The following is a 26,301-nucleotide window of genomic DNA, read 5'->3' as shown; positions in this document are numbered from 1 at the left end:
TAGCGAATGATAGTTTGTATTGCCGAAAAGCCCTCTGTGGCGCGTGACATAGCCGATGTATTGGGAGCGAGAGAAAAGAAAGACGGATACATCGAAGGAAATGGATACCAGGTGACCTGGACATTCGGTCATCTTTGTACGCTGAAAGAGCCGCATGAATATACCCCTAATTGGAAGTCATGGAGCTTGGGAAGCCTGCCCATGATACCTCCCCGTTTCGGCATTAAGCTGATTAGTAATCCCACATACGAGCGCCAGTTCCATACGATAGAGAACCTCATGCAACATGCCGATATGATTATAAACTGCGGTGATGCCGGGCAGGAGGGAGAATTGATACAGCGTTGGGTGATGCAGAAGGCCGGGGCACGTTGTCCGGTGAAACGTCTTTGGATATCTTCATTGACAGAGGAAGCTATTCGTGAGGGGTTTGCCAAGCTGCGTGATGCGTCGGATTTCCAGCCTTTGTACGAAGCAGGCTTGTCGCGTGCCATTGGCGACTGGCTGCTCGGGATGAATGCCACCCGCCTCTACACCATGAAGTATGGGCAGAACCGGCAGGTACTTTCTATCGGCCGTGTGCAGACGCCGACACTGGCGCTGATTGTAAACCGTCAGTTGGAAATACAGAATTTTGTTCCCAAGCAATACTGGGAGCTGAAGACCGTCTATCGTGATACCACTTTCTCCGCCATCCTCCGGAAAAGTGAGGAGGAACTGGTACTGGAAGCCGAGAAGCAGAAAGAGGCCATAGCTGCCGGGAAGAAACCTAAAAAAGAAGAAGAGAATCGAGGTATCGACCCCATTACCGACCGCGAACGTGGGCTTGCTCTATTGGATCAGATTAAGTATTTTCCTTTTACTGTGACGGATGTCACCAAGAAAGAGGGGAGGGAGGCGCCACTTCGCTTGTTTGACTTGACTTCTTTGCAAGTGGAATGTAACAAGAAGTTTGCCTATTCCGCTGATGAGACGCTGAAAATCATCCAGTCTTTGTATGAGAAGAAAGTGGCTACCTATCCACGTGTAGACACTACCTATTTGAGTGATGACATCTATCCCAAATGCCCCGGCATCTTGAAAGGTCTGCGTGATTACGAGACATTTACAGCCCCTTTGACAGGAACTGCATTGTTGAAGTCCAAAAAGGTTTTCGATAACTCGAAGGTAACAGACCACCACGCCATTATTCCTACCGGCCAGCATCCGCAGAATCTGACGGATATGGAACGTCGCGTATTCGATTTGATAGCACGCCGTTTCATTGCTGTATTCTATCCCGATTGTAAGTTTGCCACTACCACCGTATTGGGCGAGGTAGAGAGCATAGAGTTCAAGGCCACCGGCAAGCAGATTCTGGAACAGGGTTGGCGTGTTATCTTCGGCACCCCCTCGGTACAATCGCAGGAGGAGAAAGAGGAAAAGGGAGAAGAGGAGAATGTGCTTCCGGCTTTTGTGAAAGGAGAAAGCGGACCGCACGTTCCTGATTTATATGAGAAGTGGACGCAACCGCCCCGGCCTTATACGGAAGCCACCCTGCTGCGTGCTATGGAAACGGCGGGCAAGCTGGTGGATAACGACGAACTGCGTGATGCGCTGAAGGAAAACGGTATCGGTCGTCCGTCTACCCGTGCAGCCATCATCGAGACGCTGTTCAAGCGGAATTATATCCGCAAGGAAAAGAAGAATCTGATAGCCACTCCTACCGGTGTGGAGCTGATACAGATTATTCATGAGGAGCTGTTGAAGTCGGCGGAACTGACCGGTATTTGGGAGAAAAAACTACGTGAGATAGAAAGGCGGACATATAATGCCGGACAATTCTTGGAAGAATTGAAGCAGATGGTATCGGAAATCGTGATGAGTGTACTTTCTGATAACAGCAACCGCCACATCACCATCCAAGCGTCTGCTCCCGAAAAGGGCAGTAAGGCTTCTGTCAAGACAGAGGATGCCGATAAGCCGAAAAAGGAGCCGAAGAAAAGATCACCGAGAAAGTCTGCCGCCGCAGGTAAAAAGACGGAACAGGCTTTGGGCGCTGTGGCAGCTTCAAGTGTGTGGGTTCCCGTACAAGCTGACGATTTCGTCGGTCAGTCTTGTCCGCTTTGCGGAAAAGGTACCGTTATCAAGGGGAAAACAGCTTACGGTTGTTCCGAATGGAAATCCGGATGCACATTCCGCAAGCCGTTTGAATAAGGGTAATCACATTAAATAATTCTCTCCGCCATGTATTTCCAGAGGGGAGCAGCCATCAGCGCCTGGCGGATGCTTCCTTGCTGCAGCAATTCCTTGACCTCTTGCAAGGAAAGCAGGTGTACGGTCAGGTTTTCCGTATCTTCCAACTGTTGCTCGGAGATTTTCTCCACGTCCGTAGCCAGGAAACAGTAGGTAATGTTGGTGTGGGTACTTGGATTGGGAGAGATTTGCATGAACTCTTTCCATACTCCGTTTCCATAGCCGGTTTCTTCCAAAAGTTCCCGTTGTGCGGAAACCATCGGAGAGCCGTCCTCTTCTTCGCATACCCCTGCACAGAGCTCATAGGACGTTTCTTGTATGCCATGCCGGTATTGGCGGATAAAGACAAATTGTCCATCACGGGTGATGGCAATGGTATTCACCCAGTTGGGATATTCCAATATATAATAGGAGGGGATATGGTTGCCGTTGGGTAGCACTACATGGTCCTTACGCACAGTGAGCCACGGGGCCCGATGAAGGTATTCGCTGGATAAGACGGTCCAGGTGTCTTTTGATTTTTCCATAATGGTAGAATTGACTATATTTTAAACAGCATCCCTCCGATATTATCTGCCGTGGCTCCCGTTACCGAGGCGAGGCATCCGGGTGTGTCCGCCATATAGAGGGCACCCAGGAAAGCAAAGATTAGGGCTTCCTTGTACTCTATGATTTGCCGGCTGGGAATCACGATCTCACACGGACACAAGGCGTCGATACGTTCTATGAGGAACTTGTTGAATGCACCTCCACCGGTAATCAGCAGCTTTCCATTGCCATCGGGCAAGGGGTGGGCGGTGATGATGCGTGATATTTGCCAGGCGGCATGCTCGTAAAAGGTACGTAGCATATTTTCCATACTCAAGCCATAACGCTCGAGCATGGGATATACCAGCGTTTCCACCCACTCCCGTCCCAATGATTTCGGTCCGGACTGATGGTAGAAATCCATTCCGTTCAGTTCGTCCAGCAGTTCTTGGCAAATGTTGCCTTGCCGTGCTATCTCGCCGTCACGGTCAAATTCCAATCCTATTTGCCGGCAGTAATGGTTGATGACGTAATTCACCGGACTGATGTCAAAAGCGATGCGCCGCCCGTCCTGCTCGAATGAGATGTTGGAGAAGCCGCCGATATTCAAACAGAAGTCGTAGTCAGCAAAAAGCAACCGGTCGCCAATAGGTACGAGTGGAGCGCCCTGCCCACCTAGCATGATGTCCAGCCGCCGGAAATCCGAAACGGTAGGTATATGGGTTTCAGCGGCAATGGCGGCTCCATCACCTATTTGGTACATGATTCTCTTTTGAGGCTCATGGAAGATAGTATGCCCGTGGGAGGCGATAATATCGGGGTGGACTCCAAATTCTTGCATGAACTCGTTGACACGTTCACCGAGAAACTTTCCATAGGAGCTGTGGAAAGTGATGAACTCCAAAGCACTCATTGTCTGTGCACCGGTACCCAATATCTGCTTCATGGCGTCGGGGTAGCTATAGCCTTTCGCACAGTCTATGTGGAAAGACCATTTTCTAGCTTGTCGTCGGAAAGTGCAACAACATACGTCCAGTCCGTCAAGAGAGGTGCCGGACATCAGGCCGATGGCTTGAATTTGGAAGTCTTTCATCCTGATTTTCTTGTTTTATTTATAATTGAGGTAGAATTCGACAACGGCTTCTATTCCTTTACGGAAGATGTCCAATGGTATATTCTCATTAGGTGAGTGGATGGCGTTGGATTCGAGCCCGAAGCCCATCAATACGGTTTTGATACCCAGCACTTGCTCGAAGGTGGAAATGATGGGGATACTTCCACCTCGACGCACTGCCAGCGGTTTCTTTCCGAATGCTTTTTCAAAACCTTTTTCGGCGGCTTGATAGGCGGGCAGGCTGATGGGGCATACATATCCTTGTCCGCCGTGCATCGGAGTGACTTTTACCTGCACCGAATCCGGTGCTATGTCTAAGATATAGTCAGCAAACAGTTTGGATATTTTATGGTGGTCCTGGTGGGGAACTAACCGGCAGGATACCTTGGCGTATGCCTTGGATGGGAGCACGGTCTTGGACCCTTCACCCGTATATCCGCCCCAGATGCCGCATACGTCGAAAGATGGACGGCAACTGTTACGTTCCAGCGTACTGTAACCTTTCTCTCCGAAAAGCGCTTTTACATTGATAGCCTTTTTGTATTTCTCTTCGTCGAAAGGAATGCGGGCTATCATGTCGCGCTCAGCTTGGGGAACTTCTTCCACATCGTCATAGAAACTCGGTACGGTGATACGTTCCTCCGCATCCGTTACTTTGCTGATAATCTGGCAAAGCACGTTGATGGGATTGGCGACGGCACCGCCGAAGTGTCCGCTGTGCAGGTCGCGATTAGGGCCGGTCACTTCTATTTCCCAATAGGCAAGTCCGCGCAATCCAGTGGTCAGTGAAGGCAGGTCGGCGCCAAGCATGCTGGTGTCCGAAACCAGTATGACATCTGCTTTTAGCAGTTCTTTGTGCTCTTGGCAGAAGCTTTCCAGACTGGGCGAGCCGATTTCTTCTTCTCCTTCAAAGATGAATTTCACGTTGGTTTGCAGCAGTCCGTTTCTGACGAGGTATTCAAATGCTTTCACTTGTATGAAAGACTGCCCTTTGTCATCATCAGCACCACGTGCCCAGATATGTCCGTCGCGTATTTCAGGCTCAAAGGGTTCGCTTTTCCAAAGTTCGAGAGGCTCGGCCGGCATCACGTCGTAGTGGGCATATACCAATACGGTCTTGGCGTCCGGGTCTACGATTTTCTGTCCAAAAACAATTGGATTTCCTTTTGAAGGCATTACCAGAGCTTCGTCTGCTCCGGCTTCGAGCAACAGTTGTGCCCAGCGTTTGGCGCAGGCAAGCATATCGTCGTGATACTCGGGTTTGGCACTGATGCTTGGAATACGGATGAGGCTGAACAAGTCTTCCAGCATTTTAGACTCGTTCTCTGTAATATATTTCTTTATTTCCATAGGTGAATATTATAGCTGAGTTGTTCTGTCAATCAGGTAATAATCCAGCAATGTCATTGCTGTCATTGCTTCCACGATGGGTACTGCGCGTGGCAATACGCACGGATCATGGCGTCCGCGGGCTTTCAGGGTGGTGTCTACACCGTCAATGTTCACGGTGTGTTGCTCCATCAGTACGGTTGCCACGGGTTTGAAGGCTACACGGAAATAGATGTCTTGTCCGTTGCTGATTCCACCTTGTATACCGCCCGAATGATTGGTGCGGGTCTCGATACGTCCGTTGTTGTTGTAGAACACGTCATTCTGCTCTGAGCCTTTTTGCTTTAATCCCTTGAAACCGTCTCCATACTCGAATGCTTTTGCTGCATTGATGCTGAGCATGGCTGCTCCGAGTGCCGCATGGAGCTTGCCGAATACGGGTTGTCCCAGTCCGATGGGGCATCCTTTGATGACACAGGTCACCACTCCTCCGATAGTATCTCCTTCTCCCTTTATCTTGAAGATGAGTTCTTCCATTTCTTTCGCCTTCGCCGGGTCGGGGCAGCGGACCGGATTGGTCTCTATCAGGTCGAGGTCGTATGCGGTATAGTTCTCTTCAAGGCGGATAGAGCCTACTTGTGAAGTGTATGCCGTGATGTGTATACCCAACTGCTTTAGTGCCAATTTGGCCAAGGCGCCCGCCACTACACGCGAGATTGTTTCACGGGCCGATGAACGTCCGCCTCCGCGATGGTCTCGGATGCCGTATTTTACCTTATAAGTATAGTCGGCATGTGACGGGCGGTAGACCTCTTTCAGGTTATTGTAATCGTCAGAATGCTGGTTTTGGTTCCATACAATGAATCCTATGGGGCAGCCCGTGGATTTTCCTTCGAAGATGCCGGAGAGAAACTCCACTTTATCACCTTCTTTCCGGGCAGTAGTGATACGTGACTGTCCGGGGCGGCGTCGGTCGAGCTCTGCCTGGACGAAATCCATATCAATGACTATTCCTGCAGGGAATCCGTCTATCACTCCTCCCACACCCTTACCGTGTGATTCCCCAAAACTGGTAAGACGGAGAATATTTCCAAATGAGTTGAACATATCAAATGCTTTAAAGGTTTATATATGAGGTTAATGTGCCAATACGCTTTATAGGAAATGCTTTTGACTTTATAAAGATAACAACTTTTTTTGGGATTCGTTTGAATAGAATGTATTTTTTTGCAAACAATAGGTTCCTTGTGGTGGCTATTTTGCAGTGTAGAGAGGCAAAAGAAGCGGTTCGGTACTAATCATATTAAAGATGAGCTGTGTTAAGTTGTTGAATATCATTTGTATATCGGTCCTAATGCAGTTCAATGTATTGGTACCTTCAGTGTCAATACTTGAAAACTCTACATTGATATAAGATCAACTTATGATTGATAAGAAGCGAACAATTGTTTTTTGTGGAATCCTTCTACTTGGATTAATAAGGGATATCTTAAAAATGGAACATCCTTTTTTTAGAAAAGACCTTGCTCAGTATTTCTAAAAAGTGTTCCTTTGCATTTTCTCTTTAAAATGGAGACAATTATCTCTTGGGAGATTTTTTTATTAACTAAATATGTTTTTTTAAGTATGAAAAAGAATTTGTTTTTTTTATTTGCGTTGATTTGCTCTATGAGTTTGTTCACTGCTTGTAGTGATGACGACGATGATAAGATTAAAGACCCGGTTATTGGTACTTGGAAAGTTCCGGCTGTTGAATTGGATGAAAATAATTCGGTGATCGGAGGTAGTGTTTTTATGACATGGGAGGCACCTGAGGACACATATCTATTATTTTTGCCGGTAAGTGCTATTCCGTCGTTAGCTATACAGATGGGGTCTGTGATATTGCCGCAGGTATTGCAGGATGTTACTTTGAGTGCTGACGGTAATATAGTGGCCACTTATTCTTCTGCAGGGATAGATCTTTCAGGTGAGAAGCCAATAACTCCGGTATGGGAGACTTCACCGGCAGATTATGCAACCTTTAAATTGCAGGGGAATGGTAAAATGTTGCTTTTCCTGAATCTGGAAAAAATAATAGCCGATGCTAATACTAAAGCTGATATAACTACTGTTATATCTCAATTGTTGGAACTTGTGAAGAATGGAATCCCTGTGAATTATGCGTTGTCTAATAATAATGAAGAAGTGAAAATCTTTATTGATAAAGAACTTATGACTACTATTGCTGCTATGGGACCGGCAATTGCAGAATTGATTCCTGATGATCCGGATGCATTAGGTAGTTTTGGTCCTATGATAAAAGCTATATTGGGAGACCTTCCGACTGCAATGTCAAAAACTACAAAGTTTGAATTGGGTTTGAATTTGAAAAAGTAATCTAATTTAGACAGGAAGATAACAACTTAAGATAGGGAATCCCACTATTAAGCAATGTCTTAATAGTGGGATTTATTTTATTCCTTCTATTCCTTCTATTATAGAATAAAATACATTACCTTTGTCTGCATCTAAATTGAATAAATATGACAAAAACGGAAAGACAACAGATTATTGATTTGGTTAAATCCGAGGTCGTTCCTGCTATAGGTTGCACAGAACCTATAGCTGTGGCATTGTGTGTGGCAAAAGCTGCGGAAGTATTGGGCAGACATCCGGAAAAGATAACGGTTCTTTTAAGTGCCAATATCTTGAAGAACGCGATGGGCGTAGGAATTCCCGGTACAGGAATGATTGGGCTGCCTATTGCAGTAGCGCTTGGTGCCTTAATCGGTAAATCGGAATATCAACTGGAGGTATTGAAGGATTGTAATCCCGATGCCGTGGAAGAAGGAAGACGTTTTATAGATGAAAAGCGCATCCATATAGCACTGAAAGATGGCATTAAAGAGAAGCTTTATGTTGAAGTTTGTTGTGAGGTCGGGGATGAAAAGTCCACTGCTATCATTGCAGGTGGACACACTTCCTTTGTATACATGGCACGCAATGGGGAAGTGCTGTTGAACAAGCAGGCTGTTGCAAGCACAGAAAAGGAGGAAGGTGCGCTGGATTTAAGCTTGCGGAAAGTCTATGATTTTGCTTTGACGGCTCCGTTGGACGAAATTCGTTTTATCCTCGAAACGGCCCGTCTGAATAAGGCTGCCGCAGAAAGCTCTTTTGAGGGTGATTACGGACATGGCTTGGGAAAAATCCTTCGTGGTACTTACGAGCATAAGGTTATGGGGGACAGTGTTTTTTCCCATATTCTTTCTTATACTTCCGGTGCTTGCGATGCCCGTATGGCAGGAGCCATGATTCCGGTCATGAGTAATTCAGGAAGCGGTAATCAAGGTATATCCGCTACGTTGCCGGTTTTGATTTATGCCGAAGAAAACGGGAAATCAGAAGAAGAATTGATTCGTGCCTTGATGTTGAGCCATTTGACAGTAATCTATATCAAGCAGAGTTTGGGACGGTTATCCGCCTTATGCGGTTGTGTGGTTGCTGCCACTGGTTCCAGTTGCGGTATAACTTGGCTAATGGGGGGTACTTATGAGCAGGTGGCATATGCTGTACAGAACATGATTGCCAATCTTACCGGAATGATTTGTGATGGTGCCAAACCTAGTTGTGCATTGAAAGTGACTACCGGAGTTTCAACCGCAGTACTTTCAGCCATCATGGCCATGGAAAACCGTTGTGTAACTTCCGTAGAAGGTATTATTGATGAGGATGTGGATCAGAGTATCCGTAATCTGACAAAAATCGGTTCTAAAGGAATGAATGAAACGGATAAATTGGTATTGGAGATAATGACAAGTAAATAATTAAAAAAATGAAGAATTAAAAATGAAAGAATTATCATGCAGCATACTTATATTGCGTAGTTTGATTCTTTCATTTTTAATTCTTCATTTTTAATTCTTCTAGTGGCAGCATCCGCCTCCACATTCATGGTCGCCGCATCCGTCGCCACAGTCACCACAACCGCAGCTGCCGCAACCGCCACCCATCATACGGGCGACTTCGGCAAGTTCTTCGTTTGTAGCCAGGCGGCTTTCCACTACTTCTCCAGTGAAGTTCAAGTCACAACCTGCGAGCGGATGGTTCATATCCATTACGACGATATCTTCCTTCACTTCTACCACACTTCCGTTGATGCGTTGACCTTCAGAAGTCATCAAGGGGATAACGGCACCTTCTACTACACGATCGCTGTCGAATTCTCCTTCTATCATGAAGATTTCTTTGGGGAGGTCAATAACATGGTCGTCGTCATATTCACCATAAGCTTCTGATGCCGGAATGGTAAAGTCGAATTTATCGCCTATTTGCAAGTCTTTTATCTGGGCTTCAAAGGGTTCGAGTGTCATTCCCAGACCTGAGATAAACTGAAAAGGATGCTCTACGGGTGCTTCTTCTTCGAAATCTTTTTCTCCGTTTTCGATTGAGTACAGCTTATATGCTACGGTGATGTACTTGTTTTCTACTGTTTCCATTAATTTTCTATCTTTATTTAATTAGTAAATACTGTTTTTTTGAGTATTTGAAGAGACAAAGATACGAATTATTTGTTTCGGGATGTAGAGAGCCTTTGGTAATTTTCAGATTATTAAATGGTTTCAATGATTGGCAATACATTTACATTGGCTGTCTGAATGGTTCTATTTAGAACTGTTAAGTGATAAAATAGGATTTTAGGGCGATATTTTCTTACGATTATTCATATTTATCTTATTTTTTTCTTCAATTTGTTTGGAGATTATAAAAAAGCCCTTACCTTTGCAGCACGTTTGAAACAAAAAAGAAGAATTAAGTTATGAATTTACATACATCTATTAACCTGGCAGTCCTGCATATTATTCGCGTCGTGGTGGTGGCATCAAGAGCGTGAGAAAGGTTATGTATGTATTCGTACGTTAGAAGATAATTTATTAAGCCTTTCTCACTATAGTGGGAGAGGCTTTTTCATTAAAAGGAGATTTGAAAATGAAGCATCAGTTACGCAGCTCGTTCAGCACACAAGGTCGCCGCATGGCGGGAGCCCGTGCATTGTGGACGGCGAATGGTATGAAGAAGGAACAGATGGGTAAGCCCATTATCGCTATAGTCAATTCATTTACACAATTCGTCCCCGGGCATGTACACCTGCACGAAATAGGCCAGTTTGTAAAGGAAGAGATTGAAAAGCTGGGGTGTTTTGCTGCGGAGTTCAATACGATTGCCATTGACGACGGTATCGCTATGGGACACGACGGTATGCTTTATTCCCTGCCTTCAAGAGATATCATTGCCGATAGTGTGGAGTATATGGTAAATGCCCATAAGGCGGATGCTATGGTTTGCATCAGTAACTGTGACAAGATTACTCCGGGGATGTTGATGGCGGCTATGAGGCTGAATATACCGACTGTGTTTGTTTCAGGCGGTCCGATGGAAGCCGGGGAATGGAACGGACAGCATTTGGATTTGATTGATGCCATGATTAAATCTGCTGATGAAAGTGTGGGCGATAAAGAGGTGGCACAGATTGAGCAACATGCCTGCCCCACTTGCGGATGCTGCTCAGGCATGTTTACCGCTAATTCCATGAATTGCCTGAATGAAGCGATTGGATTGGCACTGCCCGGTAACGGCACGATTGTAGCCACTCACGAAAATCGCAAGAGACTGTTTGAGGATGCAGCTAAGTTGATTGTAGCGAATGCCTTTAGATATTATGAAGAAGGGGATGAGAGTGTACTCCCGCGCAGTATTGCTACTCGCGAGGCATTTTTGAATGCCATGACGCTGGATATTGCGATGGGCGGTTCCACTAATACAGTACTTCATTTGTTGGCTGTGGCTCACGAAGCCGGAGCGGATTTTAAGATGGACGACATTGACATGCTCTCTCGCAAGACCCCCTGCTTATGCAAGGTAGCTCCCAATACCCAAAAGTATCATGTACAAGACGTTAACCGTGCCGGTGGCATCATTGCCATCATGGATGAGCTTGCCAAGGGCGGATTGGTCGATACGAATGTCCGCCGTGTGGATGGAATGACGTTGGCAGAGGCAATCGACCGGTATAGTATTACCAGCTCTAATGTATGTAAAGAGGCAATCAAGAAATACTCCAGTGCGGCAGCCGGAAAGTTCAATCTGGTACTCGGCTCACAAAATGCGTCTTATAAGGAACTCGATACGGACCGTGCGACCGGTTGTATCCGTGATTTGGAACATGCATACAGCAAGGATGGCGGTCTGGCGGTTTTGAAGGGAAATATAGCTCAGGACGGTTGCGTTGTCAAGACTGCCGGTGTAGACGAGAGTATCTGGAAATTTACGGGGCCAGCGAAAGTCTTCGACTCACAAGATGCGGCTTGTGACGGTATTCTGGGTGGAAAGGTGGTCAGTGGAGACGTCGTCGTCATCACTCACGAAGGGCCGAAAGGTGGACCGGGTATGCAAGAGATGCTTTATCCTACTTCTTATATCAAATCCCGCCATCTGGGTAAGGAGTGTGCATTGATTACCGACGGGCGTTTCAGTGGTGGTACTTCCGGACTAAGTATCGGACATGTTTCTCCCGAAGCGGCTGCCGGTGGTAATATCGGCAAGATTAAGGATGGGGACATTATCGAAATTGATATACCGAACCGTTCTATCAATGTGAAGTTGACGGATGAAGAGCTTGCAGCACGCCCTATGACTCCGGTAACCCGCAACCGTGAAGTCTCCAAAGCATTGAAAGCATATGCCAGTATGGTGAGTTCCGCTGACAAAGGGGCTGTGAGGCTGATTGATTAAAAGCCCCCCTTTCCGAAAGCGAGGGGAGGAGAGAATGAAACAAATTTTTCAAGCTACTATTGAGCTTTTAAATATAATGAATAGATAAAGTATGGCTGATAATAATAAAAAGAGTAACTTTTCCTCCCTCTCCCAAGGAGAGGGTCGGGGTGAGGCTCTAATAACAGGCGCAGAAGCATTGATGCGCTCTCTGGAGCATCAGGGAGTAAAGACTATTTTCGGTTATCCGGGAGGGAGCATCATGCCGGTATTCGATGCCTTATACGACCACCGGAAGGAATTGAACCACATCTTGGTTCGCCATGAACAAGGAGCAACCCATGCGGCACAAGGCTTTGCACGTGTATCAGGCGAGGTTGGCGTTTGTCTGGTTACCAGTGGACCGGGTGCTACCAATACTATCACGGGCATTGCAGATGCCATGATTGACAGTACGCCTATCGTTGTCATTGCCGGCCAGGTAGGGACGAACTTCTTGGGTACGGATGCATTTCAAGAAGTGGACTTGGTAGGCATTACTCAGCCTATCACGAAATGGAGTTACCAGATTCGTCGTGCAGAAGATGTGGCCTGGGCAGTGGCACGTGCTTTCTATGTGGCAAAGAGCGGACGTCCGGGACCGGTCGTGCTGGATTTTGCTAAAAACGCCCAAGTGGAGAAAACAGAATATGCGCCTACTAAGGTGGACTATGTCCGTAGCTATCTTCCAGTTCCCGAAATGGAGCCGGAGGCCATACGGCAGGCTGCTGAATTAATAAATGGTGCGGAACGGCCTTTGGTGCTGGTAGGACAAGGCGTGGAGCTGGGAGAAGCCCAGCAAGAGCTTCGTGCTTTCATTGAGAAAGCCGGAATGCCTGCCGGATGCACTTTATTGGGACTTTCCGCATTGCCTACGGACCATCCGTTGAACAAAGGAATGCTTGGTATGCACGGTAACCTGGGGCCCAATATCAATACCAATAAATGTGATGTCCTTATCGCCGTAGGCATGCGCTTTGATGACCGTGTGACGGGTAAATTGGAAACATATGCCAAGCAGGCGAAGATTATCCACTTTGATATTGACCCTGCCGAAATAGATAAGAATGTAAAGACTGATGTTGCTGTCCTGGGAGATTGCAAAGAGACACTGGCTGCCGTTACCCAATTGCTGGAACCCGCCAACCATCAGGAATGGATTGACAGTTTCCGGCAATACGAGGAAGTGGAAGAGGAAAAGGTAATCCGTCCGGAATTACATCCGGCAGGAAAAGCGCTAAGCATGGGTGAGGTGGTGCGTGCTGTGAGTGAGGCTACCCATAACGAGGCGATATTGGTGACTGATGTCGGCCAGAATCAGATGATGTCCGCCCGTTATTTCAAATACAGCAAGGAACGTAGCATTGTTACTTCCGGTGGCCTGGGTACTATGGGCTTCGGCCTTCCGGCAGCTATCGGTGCCACTTTTGGACGTCCGGACCGCACGGTATGCGTATTCATGGGAGACGGCGGCTTGCAGATGAACCTGCAGGAACTGGGTACCATCATGGAACAAAAGGCTCCGGTGAAGATGATTCTGTTGAACAATAACTTCCTGGGCAATGTTCGTCAATGGCAGGCGATGTTCTTCAATCGTCGTTATTCGTTTACTCCGATGATGAATCCGGATTATATGAAGATTGCTTCGGCATATGATATTCCTGCACGCAGGGTAATGACCCGCGAGGAGCTGGCAAAAGCGATTGACGAGATGATAGCGACTGACGGACCATTCCTGCTCGAAGCTTGTGTGGAGGAAGAAGGAAATGTAATGCCGATGACACCTCCGGGCGGTTCGGTCAATCAGATGTTGTTGGAATGCTGAAGTCATGCGAAATTAAAGAATTTACTCTATCTATGGATAAAAAACTATATACAATCATTGTTCATTCGGAAAACTTTGCCGGTTTGCTGAATCAGGTGACGGCTGTGTTTACCCGCCGGCAGATAAACATCGAGAGTTTGAATGTATCGGCCTCCTCCATCAAGGGGGTACATAAATATACCATTACCGCTTGGACGGATAAGGATACCATTGAAAAGGTGACCAAGCAGATTACCAAGAAAATAGATGTGCTGCAAGCCCATTATTTCACGGATGATGAAATCTATCAGCACGAGATTGCCCTTTATAAAATAACGACCCCTACGCTGGAAGAAAAACCGGAGGTGTCCAAAGTAATCCGTAAGTACAATGCCCGTATTGTGGAGGTGAATGCTGTATTTGCCATTGTTGAGAAGAATGGCATGAGTGAGGAAATAACCAATCTTTATGAGGAGTTGCGCCAGTTGGATTGCGTACTTCAGTTCGTCCGTTCGGGTCGCGTAGCCATTACGACCAGCTGCTTTGAGCGTGTCAATGAATATCTGGCGGACCGTGAAGCAAAATATCGTCAAAGTAAACACCAGGAATCATGATGAGCGAGAACAATAAAATAGGTACCTACAAGTTTGTTGCCGAACCGTTTCATGTCGACTTTACCGGACGGCTGACAATGGGAGTATTGGGCAACCATTTGTTGAATTGTGCGGGTTTCCATGCCAGCGACCGCGGTTTTGGCATCGCGACTCTAAACGAGGACAATTATACTTGGGTATTGTCCCGTCTGGCTGTCGAACTGGATGAAATGCCTTATCAGTACGAAGATTTCTCCATTCAGACTTGGGTGGAGAATGTCTATCGCCTTTTTACAGACCGTAATTTCGCTATCATCGATAAGGAGGGCAAGAAGATTGGGTATGCACGTTCCGTTTGGGCGATGATTAGCATGAATACCCGTAAGCCGGCAGATTTGCTGGCTCTTCATAGTGGCAGCATTGTAGATTATGTTTGCGATGAGCCTTGCCCGATAGAAAAACCTTCGCGGATAAAGGTGGCCTCAAAGGAACCGGTTGCTGCTTTGGTAGCCAAATACAGTGATATTGACATTAACGGGCATGTGAACAGCATCCGTTACATTGAGCATATCCTTGATTTGTTCCCGATAGAGATGTATAAGGAGAAGCGCATCCGTCGTTTTGAAATGGCATATGTAGCCGAAAGCTATTATGGGGATGAGTTGACTTTGTTCATGGATGATGCCGGTGAGGGCGTTTACGATGTGGAGGTGAAAAAGAATGGCAGCGAAGTGGTCTGTCGCTCTAAAGTGATGTTTACAGAGAAATAAATAAATTTATCAACGTTGGCGTAAGCCACAAATAAAAATTAAAACAAAAAATGGCACAATTGAATTTTGGCGGTGTTATTGAGAATGTAATGACCCGCGAAGAATTTCCTTTGGAAAAAGCACGTGAGATTTTGAAAGATGAAACAATTGCAGTAATCGGTTATGGCGTACAAGGCCCGGGCCAGGCTTGCAACTTGCGTGATAACGGTTTCAATGTGATTGTAGGACAACGTCCGGGCAAGACATACGAAAAGGCTGTGGCTGACGGATGGGTACCGGGTGAGACTTTGTTCGGCATCGAAGAGGCTTGTCAGAAAGGTACTATCATCATGTGTCTGTTGTCTGACGCAGCTGTAATGTCTGTATGGCCGACTATCAAACCTTATTTGACTCCCGGAAAGGCTCTTTACTTCTCTCATGGTTTTGCTATTACCTGGAACGACCGTACCGGCGTGGTTCCTCCTAAAGATATTGATGTTATTATGGTTGCTCCCAAAGGTTCCGGTACTTCACTTCGTACCATGTTCCTCGAGGGTCGTGGCTTGAACTCATCATATGCCGTCTATCAGGATGCTACGGGTAAGGCTTTTGACAAGACGATTGCACTGGGTATCGGCATCGGTTCGGGATATTTGTTCGAGACAACTTTCATCCGTGAAGCCACTTCCGACTTGACCGGTGAACGTGGTTCCTTGATGGGTGCTATCCAGGGATTACTGTTGGCTCAGTATGAGGTATTGCGCGAAAACGGCCATACTCCTTCTGAAGCATTCAATGAAACAGTGGAAGAGTTGACTCAATCTTTGATGCCATTGTTTGCCAAGAATGGTATGGACTGGATGTATGCCAACTGTTCTACTACGGCACAGCGTGGTGCGCTGGATTGGATGACCCCGTTCCATGATGCCATCAAGCCGGTTGTACAGAAATTGTATGCAAGTGTGAAGTCGGGTAACGAAGCTCAGATTTCTATCGACAGTAACTCCAAACCCGATTATCGTGAGAAGCTGAATGCAGAATTGAAAGCCTTGCGTGAAAGCGAAATGTGGCAGACAGCTGTTACAGTTCGTAAACTTCGTCCGGAAAACAATTAATCAGCTTTATATAAATAGGTGAAATACCCTCTTCGGTGTTACCGGAGGGGGTATTTCTTTATTATTGATTCCCTATATTTTGAATAAACTCCAATAGCTTCCGGTAAAAACCGTGATGTTTCAGCGTCTCTGCCTCTCCCAATATCACCAGCTTCATACGTGCCCGGGTGATGGCTACATTCATTCTCCTTAAATCATTCAGGAATCCTATCTGCCCTTCTTCGTTGGCACGGACAAGGCTGATGAAGATAACATCGCGCTCTTGCCCTTGGAAGCCATCCACCGTATTTACAGTGAACAAGCTGCGATAAGGCTTGAGTGAAGCGTCTGCCTTTATCTTGTTGCGGAGATATTGCACTTGTGCCTTGTAAGGGGAGATGATGCCGAAGTCTATTTTTTCTTCCAGAATGCGGTTGCCACTGATACGGTTGATGTAGATTTTCAGTTCTGATAGGAGCAGGTCCGCTTCCGCCTTATTAATGCGCCCGAAAGTCTCTCCCACAAATTCTTCTTTGAAATCCATTTCGGAGGTGTCAATCCAGTGGATGGGGGTATCCCAGTCCAGGATGCCCCGGTAACGCACTTCGGAAGCGGCTTCCAACTCGCCATTATAAAACCATTGGGAAGGAAATTTCATGATTTCCTCGTGCATGCGGTATTGTACTTTCAGCAAAGAGACAACGGCAGGTTTGTTGGACACCACTTTCTCCATCAATGTTCGTTCCAGACCTCCACGGGCGGCTTCGTAGCATTTTATGGTGGGCGGAAGTTGGCAGTGGTCACCCGCCAATACCACGCGGTCTGCTTTTCGGATAGCTATCCAGCAGGCAGCCTCTAAGGCCTGGGCTGCTTCATCAATGAAAAGGGTGCCGAAACGGCGTCCGTTCAGTAGCCGGTGATTGCTGCTTACCAGCGTGGAGGCTATGACATGTGCCCCATCAAAAAGCTCTGAATTGATTTGTATTTCCAATGCGGTGGCGCGGTCGCGCAGGCGGCTCATACGGCTGCGTACTCCTTCGCGTTCGTCATAGCTGCCACGGCGGGCACGGCTGCCCAGTTCACGGAGATTTTTCCGGATGCTCCACAGTTCCGGATAAAGCGGATGGTTCTCGAAACGACGCTCGTAGGTAAAGGAAAGCATCTTGTCGTTGACACGGGTCGGATTGCCGATACGCAGGACATTGACGCCACGGTCCACAAGTTTTTCCGAAATCCAGTCGACGGCAGTATTGCTTTGGGCACATACCAGTACCTGCGGTTCCCGATGCAGGGTTTCATAGATGGCTTCCACTAAGGTGGTCGTTTTTCCGGTTCCCGGAGGACCATGTACAATGGCCACGTCGCGGGCACACAGCACTTTGTTTACAGCTGTCTCCTGCGTGGAGTTCAGCCAGGGAAACCGTACGGGGTAGAGCTCTCGGAAACCGGCTTTCGAGGTTCCCAGCAATATGTCCCGCAATTCGGCCAGGCGGTTGCCTTTGGAGCGTAACGTATCTTCCAAGGCTTCGAACATGGTCCGATAGGATGTTTCGTCGAAATAAAGTTGCACGCCGAGGTTGTCCGTTTCCTGCACTTCCATAACGGCACCGGCTCCGGGCATTATCGCTACCATCCGTGTCTCGTCGGCATAGCTTACGGTAGCGGTGAAGTTCATATAGGTTATTTTTCCATCGGCAGACTGGCGGAAAAAACATACGGGACGGCCGAACTCAAAATTATGTTCTATATCGGTATTTTCTGTGTGTGTAATTTCTATTACTAATTGATTCAGTGAATTATAGTAACTTCGTCCCGGAGTGGCAGGATACCAGCAAAGTCCCCGTTTCACTTTCCGGGCAATCCCCATGTTTTCGGTTTGGCGTTTGAATTCCTCTTTTTCGTATTCGTATTCCATGCGCAGCAAAAGTTGTTGCTGCTGGAGGTGAATAATAGGACTATTTGAATCTTGTTCCTTCATGGTTGCAAAGGTAATCATTCTTCACTTCCGACGGAAAAAATGCTTTATTTTGTTAAACTATTCAGCCTTTTTATTTGTTTATGATATTAATTTGTAATCTTTACAATAATGAAAAACTAAAAAATAGTGGTTATGGTATATGATTTAACGATGCTCAAAACGTTTTATGCCGCTTATTCGGAGAAGATAGAACGCGTACGGAATGTACTACAGCGTCCGATGACTTTAGCGGAGAAAATTTTGTATGCTCATTTGTATGATGGGGATAAAGTGAAGAACTACAGACGGGGAGAAGACTATGTGAATTTCCGTCCCGACCGTGTGGCCATGCAGGATGCAACGGCCCAAATGGCCTTATTGCAATTTATGAATGCAGGCCGTGAGCAGGTTGCCGTGCCTTCCACTGTGCACTGTGACCATTTGATTCAAGCATATAAAGGTGCAAAAGAAGATATCGCGACTGCTACGAAGACCAACGAGGAGGTCTATAATTTTCTCCGTGATGTTTCTTCCCGCTATGGCATAGGTTTTTGGCAGCTGGGAGCAGGCATTATTCACCAGGTGGTATTGGAGAACTACGCATTTCCGGGTGGAATGATGGTAGGCACGGACTCTCATACGCCCAATGCCGGAGGTTTGGGCATGGTGGCCATTGGTGTGGGTGGTGCCGATGCGGTGGATGTGATGACTGGCATGGAATGGGAATTGAAAATGCCGCGTCTGATAGGCGTACACTTGAAGGGTAAATTGAGTGGCTGGGTAGCTCCCAAAGATGTTATTCTGAAGTTGGCGGGTATTCTTACTGTAAAAGGGGGAACCAATGCCATCATTGAATATTTTGGACCGGGAACCGCTTCATTGTCTGCCACTGGAAAGGCTACCATCTGCAATATGGGGGCAGAGGTGGGGGCGACTACCTCCCTTTTCCCTTACGATGAGCGCATGGGTACTTATTTGAAGGCTACCGGACGTGAAGAAGTGGCAAAAATGGCTGCTTCCGTAGCTGCCGACCTTCGCGCCGACGACGAAGTGCTGGCAAATCCGGAAAAATATTACGACCGCATCATTGAAATAGACCTCTCGCTGTTGGAACCGTATATCAATGGGCCCTTTACGCCGGATGCAGCAACACCGATATCGAAATTTGCCGAGGTAGTGATAACCAATAACTATCCCCGCCGGATGGAAGTCGGCCTGATAGGGTCGTGTACCAATTCGTCCTATCAGGATTTGAGCCGCGCAGCCTCCCTTGCCCGGCAGGTAAAGGAAAAGAATTTGAAGGTTGCTTCTCCGCTGATTGTCAACCCCGGTTCGGAGCAGATACGTGCCACTGCTGAACGCGACGGCATGATTGCCGCTTTCGAAGATATTGGCGCAACGATAATGGCGAATGCCTGCGGACCTTGTATTGGCCAGTGGAAGCGCCATACTGATGACCCTGAACGAAAAAATTCCATCGTCACCTCTTTTAACCGTAATTTTGCCAAACGTGCCGATGGAAATCCCAACACTTTTGCTTACGTCGCTTCCCCGGAGATAACGATGGCGCTGACCATTGCCGGTGACCTTTGTTTCGACCCGTTGAGGGATACGCTGGTCAATGCCAAAGGAGAGGTTGTGAAACTGTCCGAACCGGTCGGTGAAGAACTGCCGGCACACGGGTTTATAGGAGGAAAGGAAGGATACATTGCTCCAGGCAAAGGACAGACGGAAATTACGGTCAATCCTCATTCACAGCGCTTGCAACTGCTGACTCCCTTCCCTGCCTGGGATGGCATGGACTTGCTGAATATGCCCTTATTGATTAAAGTGCAAGGGAAATGTACCACCGACCACATCTCTATGGCGGGGCCATGGCTCCGTTTCCGGGGACATTTGGAGAATATTTCGGACAATATGCTGATGGGGGCTGTCAATGCTTTCAATGGAGAGACGAACAAGGTTTGGAACCGCTCCACCAATACCTATGGAACAGTGTCAGGCACTGCGAAGCTGTATAAGGCCGAAGGTATCCCTTCCATTGTCGTTGCCGAAGAGAATTATGGTGAAGGGTCCAGCCGTGAGCATGCTGCCATGGAACCACGCTTCTTGAATGTACGCGTCATTTTGGCGAAAAGCTTTGCCCGTATCCATGAGACGAATTTAAAGAAACAAGGCATGTTGGCACTGACCTTTACGGATAAGGCCGATTATGACAAGATTCGGGAACGCGACCTGATTTCTGTCATGGGGTTGAAAGATTTTGCTTCGGGACGTACGTTGAAGGTGGTTCTTCATCACGAGGACGGGAGTAAAGAAAGTTTTGAAGTACAACATACGTATAACGAACAGCAGATAGCCTGGTTCCGGGCCGGTTCTGCACTTAATGCAAGATAGAATATGGAAAAAATTACTGTACCTTTTATTTCCGGCGATGGAGTGGGAGCAGAAGTGACCCCATCCATGCAGGCTGTCGTGAATGCCGCTGTCAGGAAATCCTATGGTGACCGGCGTGGCATTGAATGGAAAGAAGTGCTGGCAGGAGAACGTGCTTTCCACGAAACCGGCTCCTGGCTGCCGGATGAAACGATGGAAGCCTTCCGCACTTATAAGGTGGGCATCAAAGGTCCTTTGACAACACCTGTCGGCGGAGGTATCCGTTCGTTGAACGTGGCATTGCGTCAGACGCTTGATTTGTATGTCTGCCAACGTCCGGTACGTTGGTATAAGGGTATTGTTTCTCCACTCAAAGAGCCGCAGAAGGTGGATATGTGCGTATTCCGTGAGAATACCGAGGATATTTATGCAGGCATCGAATGGGAAGCCGGAACTCCGGAGGCTGAAAAGTTCTATCGTTTTCTCCATGATGACATGGGGGTGACAAAAGTCCGTTTTCCCGAAACCTCCTCGTTTGGCGTGAAGCCCGTTTCAAGAGAAGGAACAGAGCGCTTGGTGCGTGCCGCCTGCCAATACGCGCTTGAGCATCATCTGCCTTCCGTGACCTTGGTACACAAAGGAAACATCATGAAATTTACGGAAGGCGGTTTCAAGAAGTGGGGGTACGAGCTGGCAGAATGTGAGTTTGGTAAAGAGCTGGCAGAAGGGCGTCTGGTCATCAAGGACTGCATTGCCGATGCATTCTTGCAGAACACGTTGCTTATCCCCGAAGAATATTCCGTGATTGCCACGTTGAATCTGAACGGTGATTATGTGTCCGACCAACTGGCTGCCATGGTAGGCGGCATCGGCATTGCACCGGGTGCGAATATCAACTATAAAACGGGGCATGCCATTTTTGAGGCTACTCACGGGACGGCTCCGAACATTGCCGGGAAAGACATTGTGAATCCCTGTTCCATCATCCTTTCCGCTGTGATGATGCTTGAATATCTGGGTTGGAAGGAAGCAGCCTCTCTTATAGAGAACGCCTTGGAGGAAAGTTTCACAGAAGCCCGTGCTACTGCCGACTTGGCCCGTTTTATGCCGGGTGGCGTCTCGCTGTCCACTTCGACTTTCACCCGGGAGATTGTAAGGAGAATAGAAAATGGGAATAACGAATAAAACGAAACGATTATGAAGAAGGAGTATCTGATTTACAAGCTTTCCGAAGATTTGAAGGAAGCTACCCGGATTGAGAATGAACTGTTCAGGAAGTTTGATGTGAAGCGCGGTTTGCGTAATGAGGACGGCACGGGAGTCTTGGTGGGGTTGACCCAAATAGGCAATGTGGTCGGCTATGAACGCATCCCCGGTGGAGGGCTGAAGCCTATTCCCGGCAAATTGTTCTACCGCGGTTATGATGTGGATGACTTGGCACACGCCATCATCAAAGAGAAGCGTTTCGGTTTTGAGGAAATTGCCTACTTGTTGCTTTCCGGTCGCCTGCCCGACAAGGAAGAACTCTCTTCTTTCCGTGAACTCATCAACGACAACATGCCGCTGGAGCAGAAGACCAAGATGAATATCATTGAACTCGAAGGAAACAACATTATGAACATCCTGGCGCGCAGCGTGCTCGAGATGTATCGTTTTGACCCTGATGCAGATGACACTTCCCGCGATAATCTGATGCGGCAGAGCATTGAGCTTATTTCGAAATTCCCGACCATCATTGCGTATGCCTATAACATGCTTCGCCATGCCACCCATGGCCGTTCACTGCATATCCGCCATCCGCAGGAAAACCTTTCCATTGCCGAGAATTTCCTCTATATGCTGAAGAAGGACTACACGGAGCTGGATGCCCGCACGCTCGACCTGCTGCTGGTTCTTCAGGCCGAGCACGGTGGTGGTAACAACTCCACTTTTACCGTACGTGTCACTTCTTCTACCGGGACGGATACTTACTCTTCGATAGCGGCAGGTATCGGTTCCTTGAAAGGGCCGCTTCATGGAGGTGCCAATATCCAGGTTGCCGATATGTTCCACCATCTGCAGGAAAACATTCAGGACTGGACGAATGTGGATGAGATTGATACTTACTTCACCCGCATGCTCAACAAGGAAGCCTATAACAAGACCGGCTTGATATATGGTATCGGACATGCCGTCTATACCATTTCCGACCCGCGCGCCATTCTGCTGAAAGAGCTTGCCCGCGACCTTGCCCGCGAAAAAGGGAAAGAACGCGAGTTCGCTTTCCTTGAACTGCTCGAGGAGCGCGCCATTGATGTGTTTGGCCGTGTGAAGAATAATGGCAAGACGGTTTCGAGTAATGTGGATTTCTATTCGGGCTTTGTCTACGAGATGATTGGGCTGCCGCAGGAAATCTTCACGCCTTTGTTTGCCATGGCACGTATTGTCGGTTGGTGTGCACATCGCAATGAAGAATTGAATTTCGAAGGCAAGCGTATTATCCGTCCTGCCTATAAGAATGTTTTGGATGAGGTGGCTTATGTGCCCATTAAGAAACGGTAAGGATTAGACTTGTATCTTTTAAATCGTTCCATCACGGGGAAAAAATCGTTCCACCATGGTGGAACGGTTTTTTCTCCATGGTGGAATGAAATTTACTCCATGATGGAACGATTAGATTTTCGTATCTCTACTGCTTAATCTTCTCAGTAAAAAACACTGGTTTTTGCATGAAAAAACAATTATCCGGGGAAAACGATTTGTTTGTTGTGAGTTTTCTTTATCTTTGCTTCGCATAAATAAAGAACTATGAATCAGGAAACTTTTCAGATATTTCTGTGGGTAATGAGTGCTGTGGCATTGGTTGTCTTTATTGCACTCTATTTTGTCAAAGCGGGTTATGGCATGTTCCGTACTGCCTCGTGGGGAATCTCCATCAATAATAAACTGGCGTGGGTGCTTATGGAAGCGCCGGTATTCATCGTCATGTTTGGGTTGTGGGGGAAGAGTGGAGCGGGATTTGCCGTGCCGGTATATTTCTTCTTCCTGCTGTTTCAGTTGCACTATCTTCAGCGGGCCTTTATTTTTCCGTTCCTGCTGAAAGGTAAAAGCCGGATGCCGGTAGCTATTATGGCGATGGGTATCGTCTTCAACCTTTTGAACGGGATGATGCAGGCGGGCGGTTTGTTCTATTTCGCTCCCGAAGGCTTGTATGCCGATGGCTGGGCCTATTTGCTGAAACCTCATGCCTTGTTGGGAATCATTCTGTTTTTTGCAGGTATGTTCGTCAATTTGCATTCCGACTATGTGATACGTCATCTGCGCAGGCCAGGTGATACGAAGCATTATCTTCCCGGAAAAGGGCTTTACCGATACGTCACTTCTGCCAATTACTTCGGTGAACTGGTGGAATGGACGGGGTTTGCCATACTCACAGCTTCTCCCGCCGCCTGGGTGTTCGTCTGGTGGACGTTTGCCAACCTTGTTCCCCGTGCCGATGCCATTCACCGCCGTTATCGGGAGGAGTTTGGTGATGAGGCGGTAGGAAAGCGCAAACGCATCATTCCATTTCTTTATTAATGGAAAATGGAGAGTTGAAAATGGAAAATGAATAATTCATAACTTATAACTTATAACTCATAACTCATAACGATGGAATCCAAGTTATTCACCCCCGTCACTTTCGGACCGTTGACTTTGCGTAACCGTACCATCCGTTCGGCTGCTTTCGAGAGCATGTGTCCCGGAAACGCTCCGTCGGACATGTTGCTCGACTATCATCGGTCGGTAGCGGCGGGCGGTATAGGTATGACTACTGTTGCTTATGCGGCAGTTACTCAGAGCGGCTTGTCTTTTGACCGCCAGTTGTGGATGCGTCCTGAGATTATCCCCGGACTCCGTAGGCTGACTGATGCCATACATGCGGAGGGGGCTGCGGCAGGCATCCAGTTGGGACACTGTGGCAATATGTCCCATAAGAGTATTTGCGGTTGTATGCCTGTCGGCGCATCTTCCGGTTTCAATCTTTATTCTCCTACTTTTGTGCGCGGACTTCGTGCCGATGAGCTGCCGGAGATGGCGCGCGCTTATGGACGTTCGGTGAATCTGGCACGGGAGGCCGGATTTGATTCTGTAGAGATTCATGCAGGGCATGGCTATCTCATCAGCCAGTTCTTGTCCCCGTCCACCAACCATCGGAAAGACGAGTTCGGAGGCTCGTTGCAGAACCGTATGCGTTTTATGGATATGGTGATGGAAGAAGTGATGAAGGCTGCCGGCAGTGATATGGCTGTGCTGGTGAAGATGAACATGCGTGACGGTTTCCGTGGAGGGATGGAACTGGATGAGACGATGCAGGTGGCCCGGAGGCTGGAGCAGTCGGGAGCACATGCGCTGGTCTTGAGCGGTGGGTTCGTCAGTAAGGCGCCGATGTATGTCATGCGGGGCGAAATGCCTATCCGCAGCATGACGCATTACATGACCTGCTGGTGGTTGAAATACGGTGTACGCATGGTAGGCAAATGGATGATACCGAGCGTACCGTTTAAGGAAGCCTATTTCCTGGAAGATGCCTTGAAATTCCGTGCCGCCTTGAAGATACCGTTGGTTTATGTGGGTGGCCTGGTTTCCAGGGACAAGATAGATGAGGTGCTGGATGACGGTTTCGAGGCTGTGCAAATGGCACGTGCTCTGCTCAATGAGCCGGGGTTCGTCAACCGCATGCGTGCCGAAGAGAATGCACGTTGCAACTGCCGGCATAGTAATTATTGCATTGCCCGGATGTATTCCATCGAGATGGTATGCCATCAGCATTTGAAGGAGGAGCTTCCACCTTGTCTGAAAAAGGAGATAGAGAAAATCGAAGCGAAAGGCTGATTTTTAGTTTTTAATTTTCAATTTTTAATTATTAAAGTGAATTTAGCTGTTATAACTGGGGCAGACGGTGGCATGGGCATGGAAATTACCCGCGCAGTGGCAACTGCCGGCTATCAGGTCATCATGGCATGCCGTGACCCCCAAGCTGCCGAACCCAAGCGGCAACTACTGATGCGTGAAACCGGTAATCCGCGTATTGAGACTGCTCCCATTGATTTGGCATCTCTGGCTTCAGTGGCCGCATTTGCAGAGCATCTGTTGAAGCGGGGAGAGCCGTTGGCGTTGCTGATGAACAATGCCGGAACCATGGAAACGGAACGCCGCATTACCGAAGACGGACTGGAACGGACGGTGAGTGTCAATTATGTAGGGCCTTACCTGCTGACCCGCAAGCTGCTACCATTGATGGGAGAGGGGAGCCGTATTGTGAATATGGTATCTTGTACGTATGCCATCGGTCATCTTGACTTTCCGGATTTTTTCCTCCGGGGAAGGAAGGGTGGCTTTTGGCGCATTCCTATATATAGCAACACGAAGCTGGCATTGACTCTGTTCACCATCGACTTGGCCAGTCGCGTCAAACACAAAGGTATTGTTGTGAATGCGGCCGACCCGGGGATTGTGTCTACCAATATCATCACCATGCATATGTGGTTTGACCCGCTGACAGATATACTTTTCAGGCCTTTTATCCGTACTCCCCGTAAGGGAGCTGCAACAGCTGTCGGCTTATTGCTGGATGAGGATGCCGGTAAACGTACGGGGACATTGAATGCCAGTTGCCGTCCCAAGTCTCTTTCGGAGAAGTACACCCGGCATGTACAGATGGAAGAACTGTGGGAGAGGACGGAAAGTATAGTGAAAAAATGGTTGTAAAAA

20 protein-coding genes are annotated in these 26,301 nt (G+C 47.7%); 14 read left to right on the top strand and 6 right to left on the bottom strand.

From position 1 onward, the window contains the following. Positions 1-6: 6 nt before the first annotated feature. A complete protein-coding gene (locus NQ510_RS18660; RefSeq protein ID WP_005827194.1) occupies positions 7-2,196 on the top strand; it encodes a DNA topoisomerase 3 in 2,190 nt (729 codons plus the stop codon). 11 nt (positions 2,197-2,207) lie between these two features. Here NQ510_RS18660 and NQ510_RS18655 read toward each other — a convergent pair whose 3' ends face one another. Genes NQ510_RS18655 through aroC form a run of 4 tightly spaced genes read right to left on the bottom strand, consistent with a single transcriptional unit; the run spans position 2,208 to position 6,313 of the window. Beyond that, a complete protein-coding gene (locus NQ510_RS18655; protein WP_005827192.1) occupies positions 2,208-2,762 on the bottom strand; it encodes an NUDIX hydrolase in 555 nt (184 codons plus the stop codon). Between the two features lie 14 nt (positions 2,763-2,776). After that, entirely contained in the window at positions 2,777-3,856 is a 1,080-nt protein-coding gene (locus NQ510_RS18650) for an anhydro-N-acetylmuramic acid kinase (RefSeq protein WP_005827191.1), read from the bottom strand. Positions 3,857-3,871: 15 nt separating this feature from the next. Next, positions 3,872-5,227 carry a dipeptidase gene (locus tag NQ510_RS18645; protein ID WP_005827189.1) on the bottom strand — a complete coding sequence of 452 codons (1,356 nt, stop codon included), beginning with the start codon at positions 5,225-5,227 and terminating at the stop codon, positions 3,872-3,874. A gap of 9 nt (positions 5,228-5,236) precedes the next feature. Next, a complete protein-coding gene (aroC, locus tag NQ510_RS18640) occupies positions 5,237-6,313 on the bottom strand; it encodes a chorismate synthase (protein WP_005827187.1) in 1,077 nt (358 codons plus the stop codon). 462 nt (positions 6,314-6,775) lie between these two features. Between aroC and NQ510_RS18635 the strand changes: the two genes are divergently transcribed. Then, positions 6,776-7,585, top strand: a complete 810-nt coding sequence (locus tag NQ510_RS18635) for a DUF4925 domain-containing protein (protein WP_005827180.1) — start codon at positions 6,776-6,778, stop codon at positions 7,583-7,585. A gap of 146 nt (positions 7,586-7,731) precedes the next feature. Further along, positions 7,732-9,012, top strand: a complete 1,281-nt coding sequence (locus NQ510_RS18630; RefSeq protein WP_005827178.1) for an L-cysteine desulfidase family protein — start codon at positions 7,732-7,734, stop codon at positions 9,010-9,012. Positions 9,013-9,111: 99 nt separating this feature from the next. Here NQ510_RS18630 and NQ510_RS18625 read toward each other — a convergent pair whose 3' ends face one another. Further along, positions 9,112-9,684, bottom strand: a complete 573-nt coding sequence (locus tag NQ510_RS18625) for an FKBP-type peptidyl-prolyl cis-trans isomerase (protein WP_005827175.1) — start codon at positions 9,682-9,684, stop codon at positions 9,112-9,114. A 490-nt stretch (positions 9,685-10,174) separates the two neighbouring features. On the opposite strand from NQ510_RS18625, the gene ilvD reads away from it, so the two are divergent. The 5 genes from ilvD (at position 10,175) to ilvC (ending at position 16,256) form a co-directional block, all read left to right on the top strand. Continuing rightward, positions 10,175-11,977: a dihydroxy-acid dehydratase gene (gene ilvD, locus NQ510_RS18620; RefSeq protein ID WP_005833140.1), complete on the top strand. Its 1,803-nt coding sequence runs from the start codon at positions 10,175-10,177 to the stop codon at positions 11,975-11,977. Positions 11,978-12,068: 91 nt separating this feature from the next. Then, complete coding sequence (gene ilvB / locus NQ510_RS18615) at positions 12,069-13,820, top strand: biosynthetic-type acetolactate synthase large subunit (protein ID WP_005827165.1); 1,752 nt, start codon at positions 12,069-12,071, stop codon at positions 13,818-13,820. A 32-nt stretch (positions 13,821-13,852) separates the two neighbouring features. Further along, on the top strand, positions 13,853-14,413 hold the full coding sequence (gene ilvN, locus NQ510_RS18610; RefSeq protein ID WP_005833135.1) for an acetolactate synthase small subunit: 561 nt from the start codon (positions 13,853-13,855) through the stop codon (positions 14,411-14,413). Continuing rightward, complete coding sequence (locus NQ510_RS18605) at positions 14,413-15,162, top strand: acyl-[acyl-carrier-protein] thioesterase (RefSeq protein ID WP_034525527.1); 750 nt, start codon at positions 14,413-14,415, stop codon at positions 15,160-15,162. Before ilvN ends, NQ510_RS18605 begins: the two co-directional genes overlap by 1 nt. Before the next feature lie 50 nt (positions 15,163-15,212). Further along, positions 15,213-16,256 (top strand): ketol-acid reductoisomerase, encoded by a 1,044-nt coding sequence (gene ilvC / locus NQ510_RS18600; RefSeq protein WP_005827157.1) that lies wholly within the window; start codon positions 15,213-15,215, stop codon positions 16,254-16,256. 61 nt (positions 16,257-16,317) lie between these two features. Here ilvC and NQ510_RS18595 read toward each other — a convergent pair whose 3' ends face one another. Further along, positions 16,318-18,213, bottom strand: coding sequence for an AAA domain-containing protein (locus NQ510_RS18595; protein ID WP_008664043.1), 1,896 nt, complete (start codon positions 18,211-18,213; stop codon positions 16,318-16,320). A gap of 132 nt (positions 18,214-18,345) precedes the next feature. Here NQ510_RS18595 and NQ510_RS18590 point away from each other — a divergent pair, with 132 nt between their 5' ends. From NQ510_RS18590 to NQ510_RS18565, 6 genes are all read left to right on the top strand, one after another. Continuing rightward, on the top strand, positions 18,346-20,589 hold the full coding sequence (locus NQ510_RS18590) for an aconitate hydratase (protein ID WP_005827152.1): 2,244 nt from the start codon (positions 18,346-18,348) through the stop codon (positions 20,587-20,589). Positions 20,590-20,592: 3 nt separating this feature from the next. Further along, positions 20,593-21,753 (top strand): NADP-dependent isocitrate dehydrogenase, encoded by a 1,161-nt coding sequence (icd, locus tag NQ510_RS18585; RefSeq protein WP_005827150.1) that lies wholly within the window; start codon positions 20,593-20,595, stop codon positions 21,751-21,753. Positions 21,754-21,765: 12 nt separating this feature from the next. After that, positions 21,766-23,109 carry a citrate/2-methylcitrate synthase gene (locus NQ510_RS18580; RefSeq protein WP_005827148.1) on the top strand — a complete coding sequence of 448 codons (1,344 nt, stop codon included), beginning with the start codon at positions 21,766-21,768 and terminating at the stop codon, positions 23,107-23,109. A gap of 246 nt (positions 23,110-23,355) precedes the next feature. Beyond that, positions 23,356-24,126, top strand: a complete 771-nt coding sequence (locus NQ510_RS18575) for a DUF1295 domain-containing protein (RefSeq protein ID WP_005827144.1) — start codon at positions 23,356-23,358, stop codon at positions 24,124-24,126. Positions 24,127-24,198: 72 nt separating this feature from the next. After that, positions 24,199-25,422: an NADH:flavin oxidoreductase gene (locus NQ510_RS18570; protein ID WP_005827141.1), complete on the top strand. Its 1,224-nt coding sequence runs from the start codon at positions 24,199-24,201 to the stop codon at positions 25,420-25,422. Between the two features lie 36 nt (positions 25,423-25,458). Continuing rightward, complete coding sequence (locus tag NQ510_RS18565; protein WP_005827139.1) at positions 25,459-26,298, top strand: SDR family oxidoreductase; 840 nt, start codon at positions 25,459-25,461, stop codon at positions 26,296-26,298. Positions 26,299-26,301: the final 3 nt, after the last annotated feature.

Origin of the sequence: Bacteroides uniformis (genome assembly GCF_025147485.1) — a bacterium.
GTDB classification, from domain to species: domain Bacteria; phylum Bacteroidota; class Bacteroidia; order Bacteroidales; family Bacteroidaceae; genus Bacteroides; species Bacteroides uniformis.
Note: the sequence above shows the minus strand (reverse complement) of the source record. Positions and strands in the feature narration are given on the sequence as shown.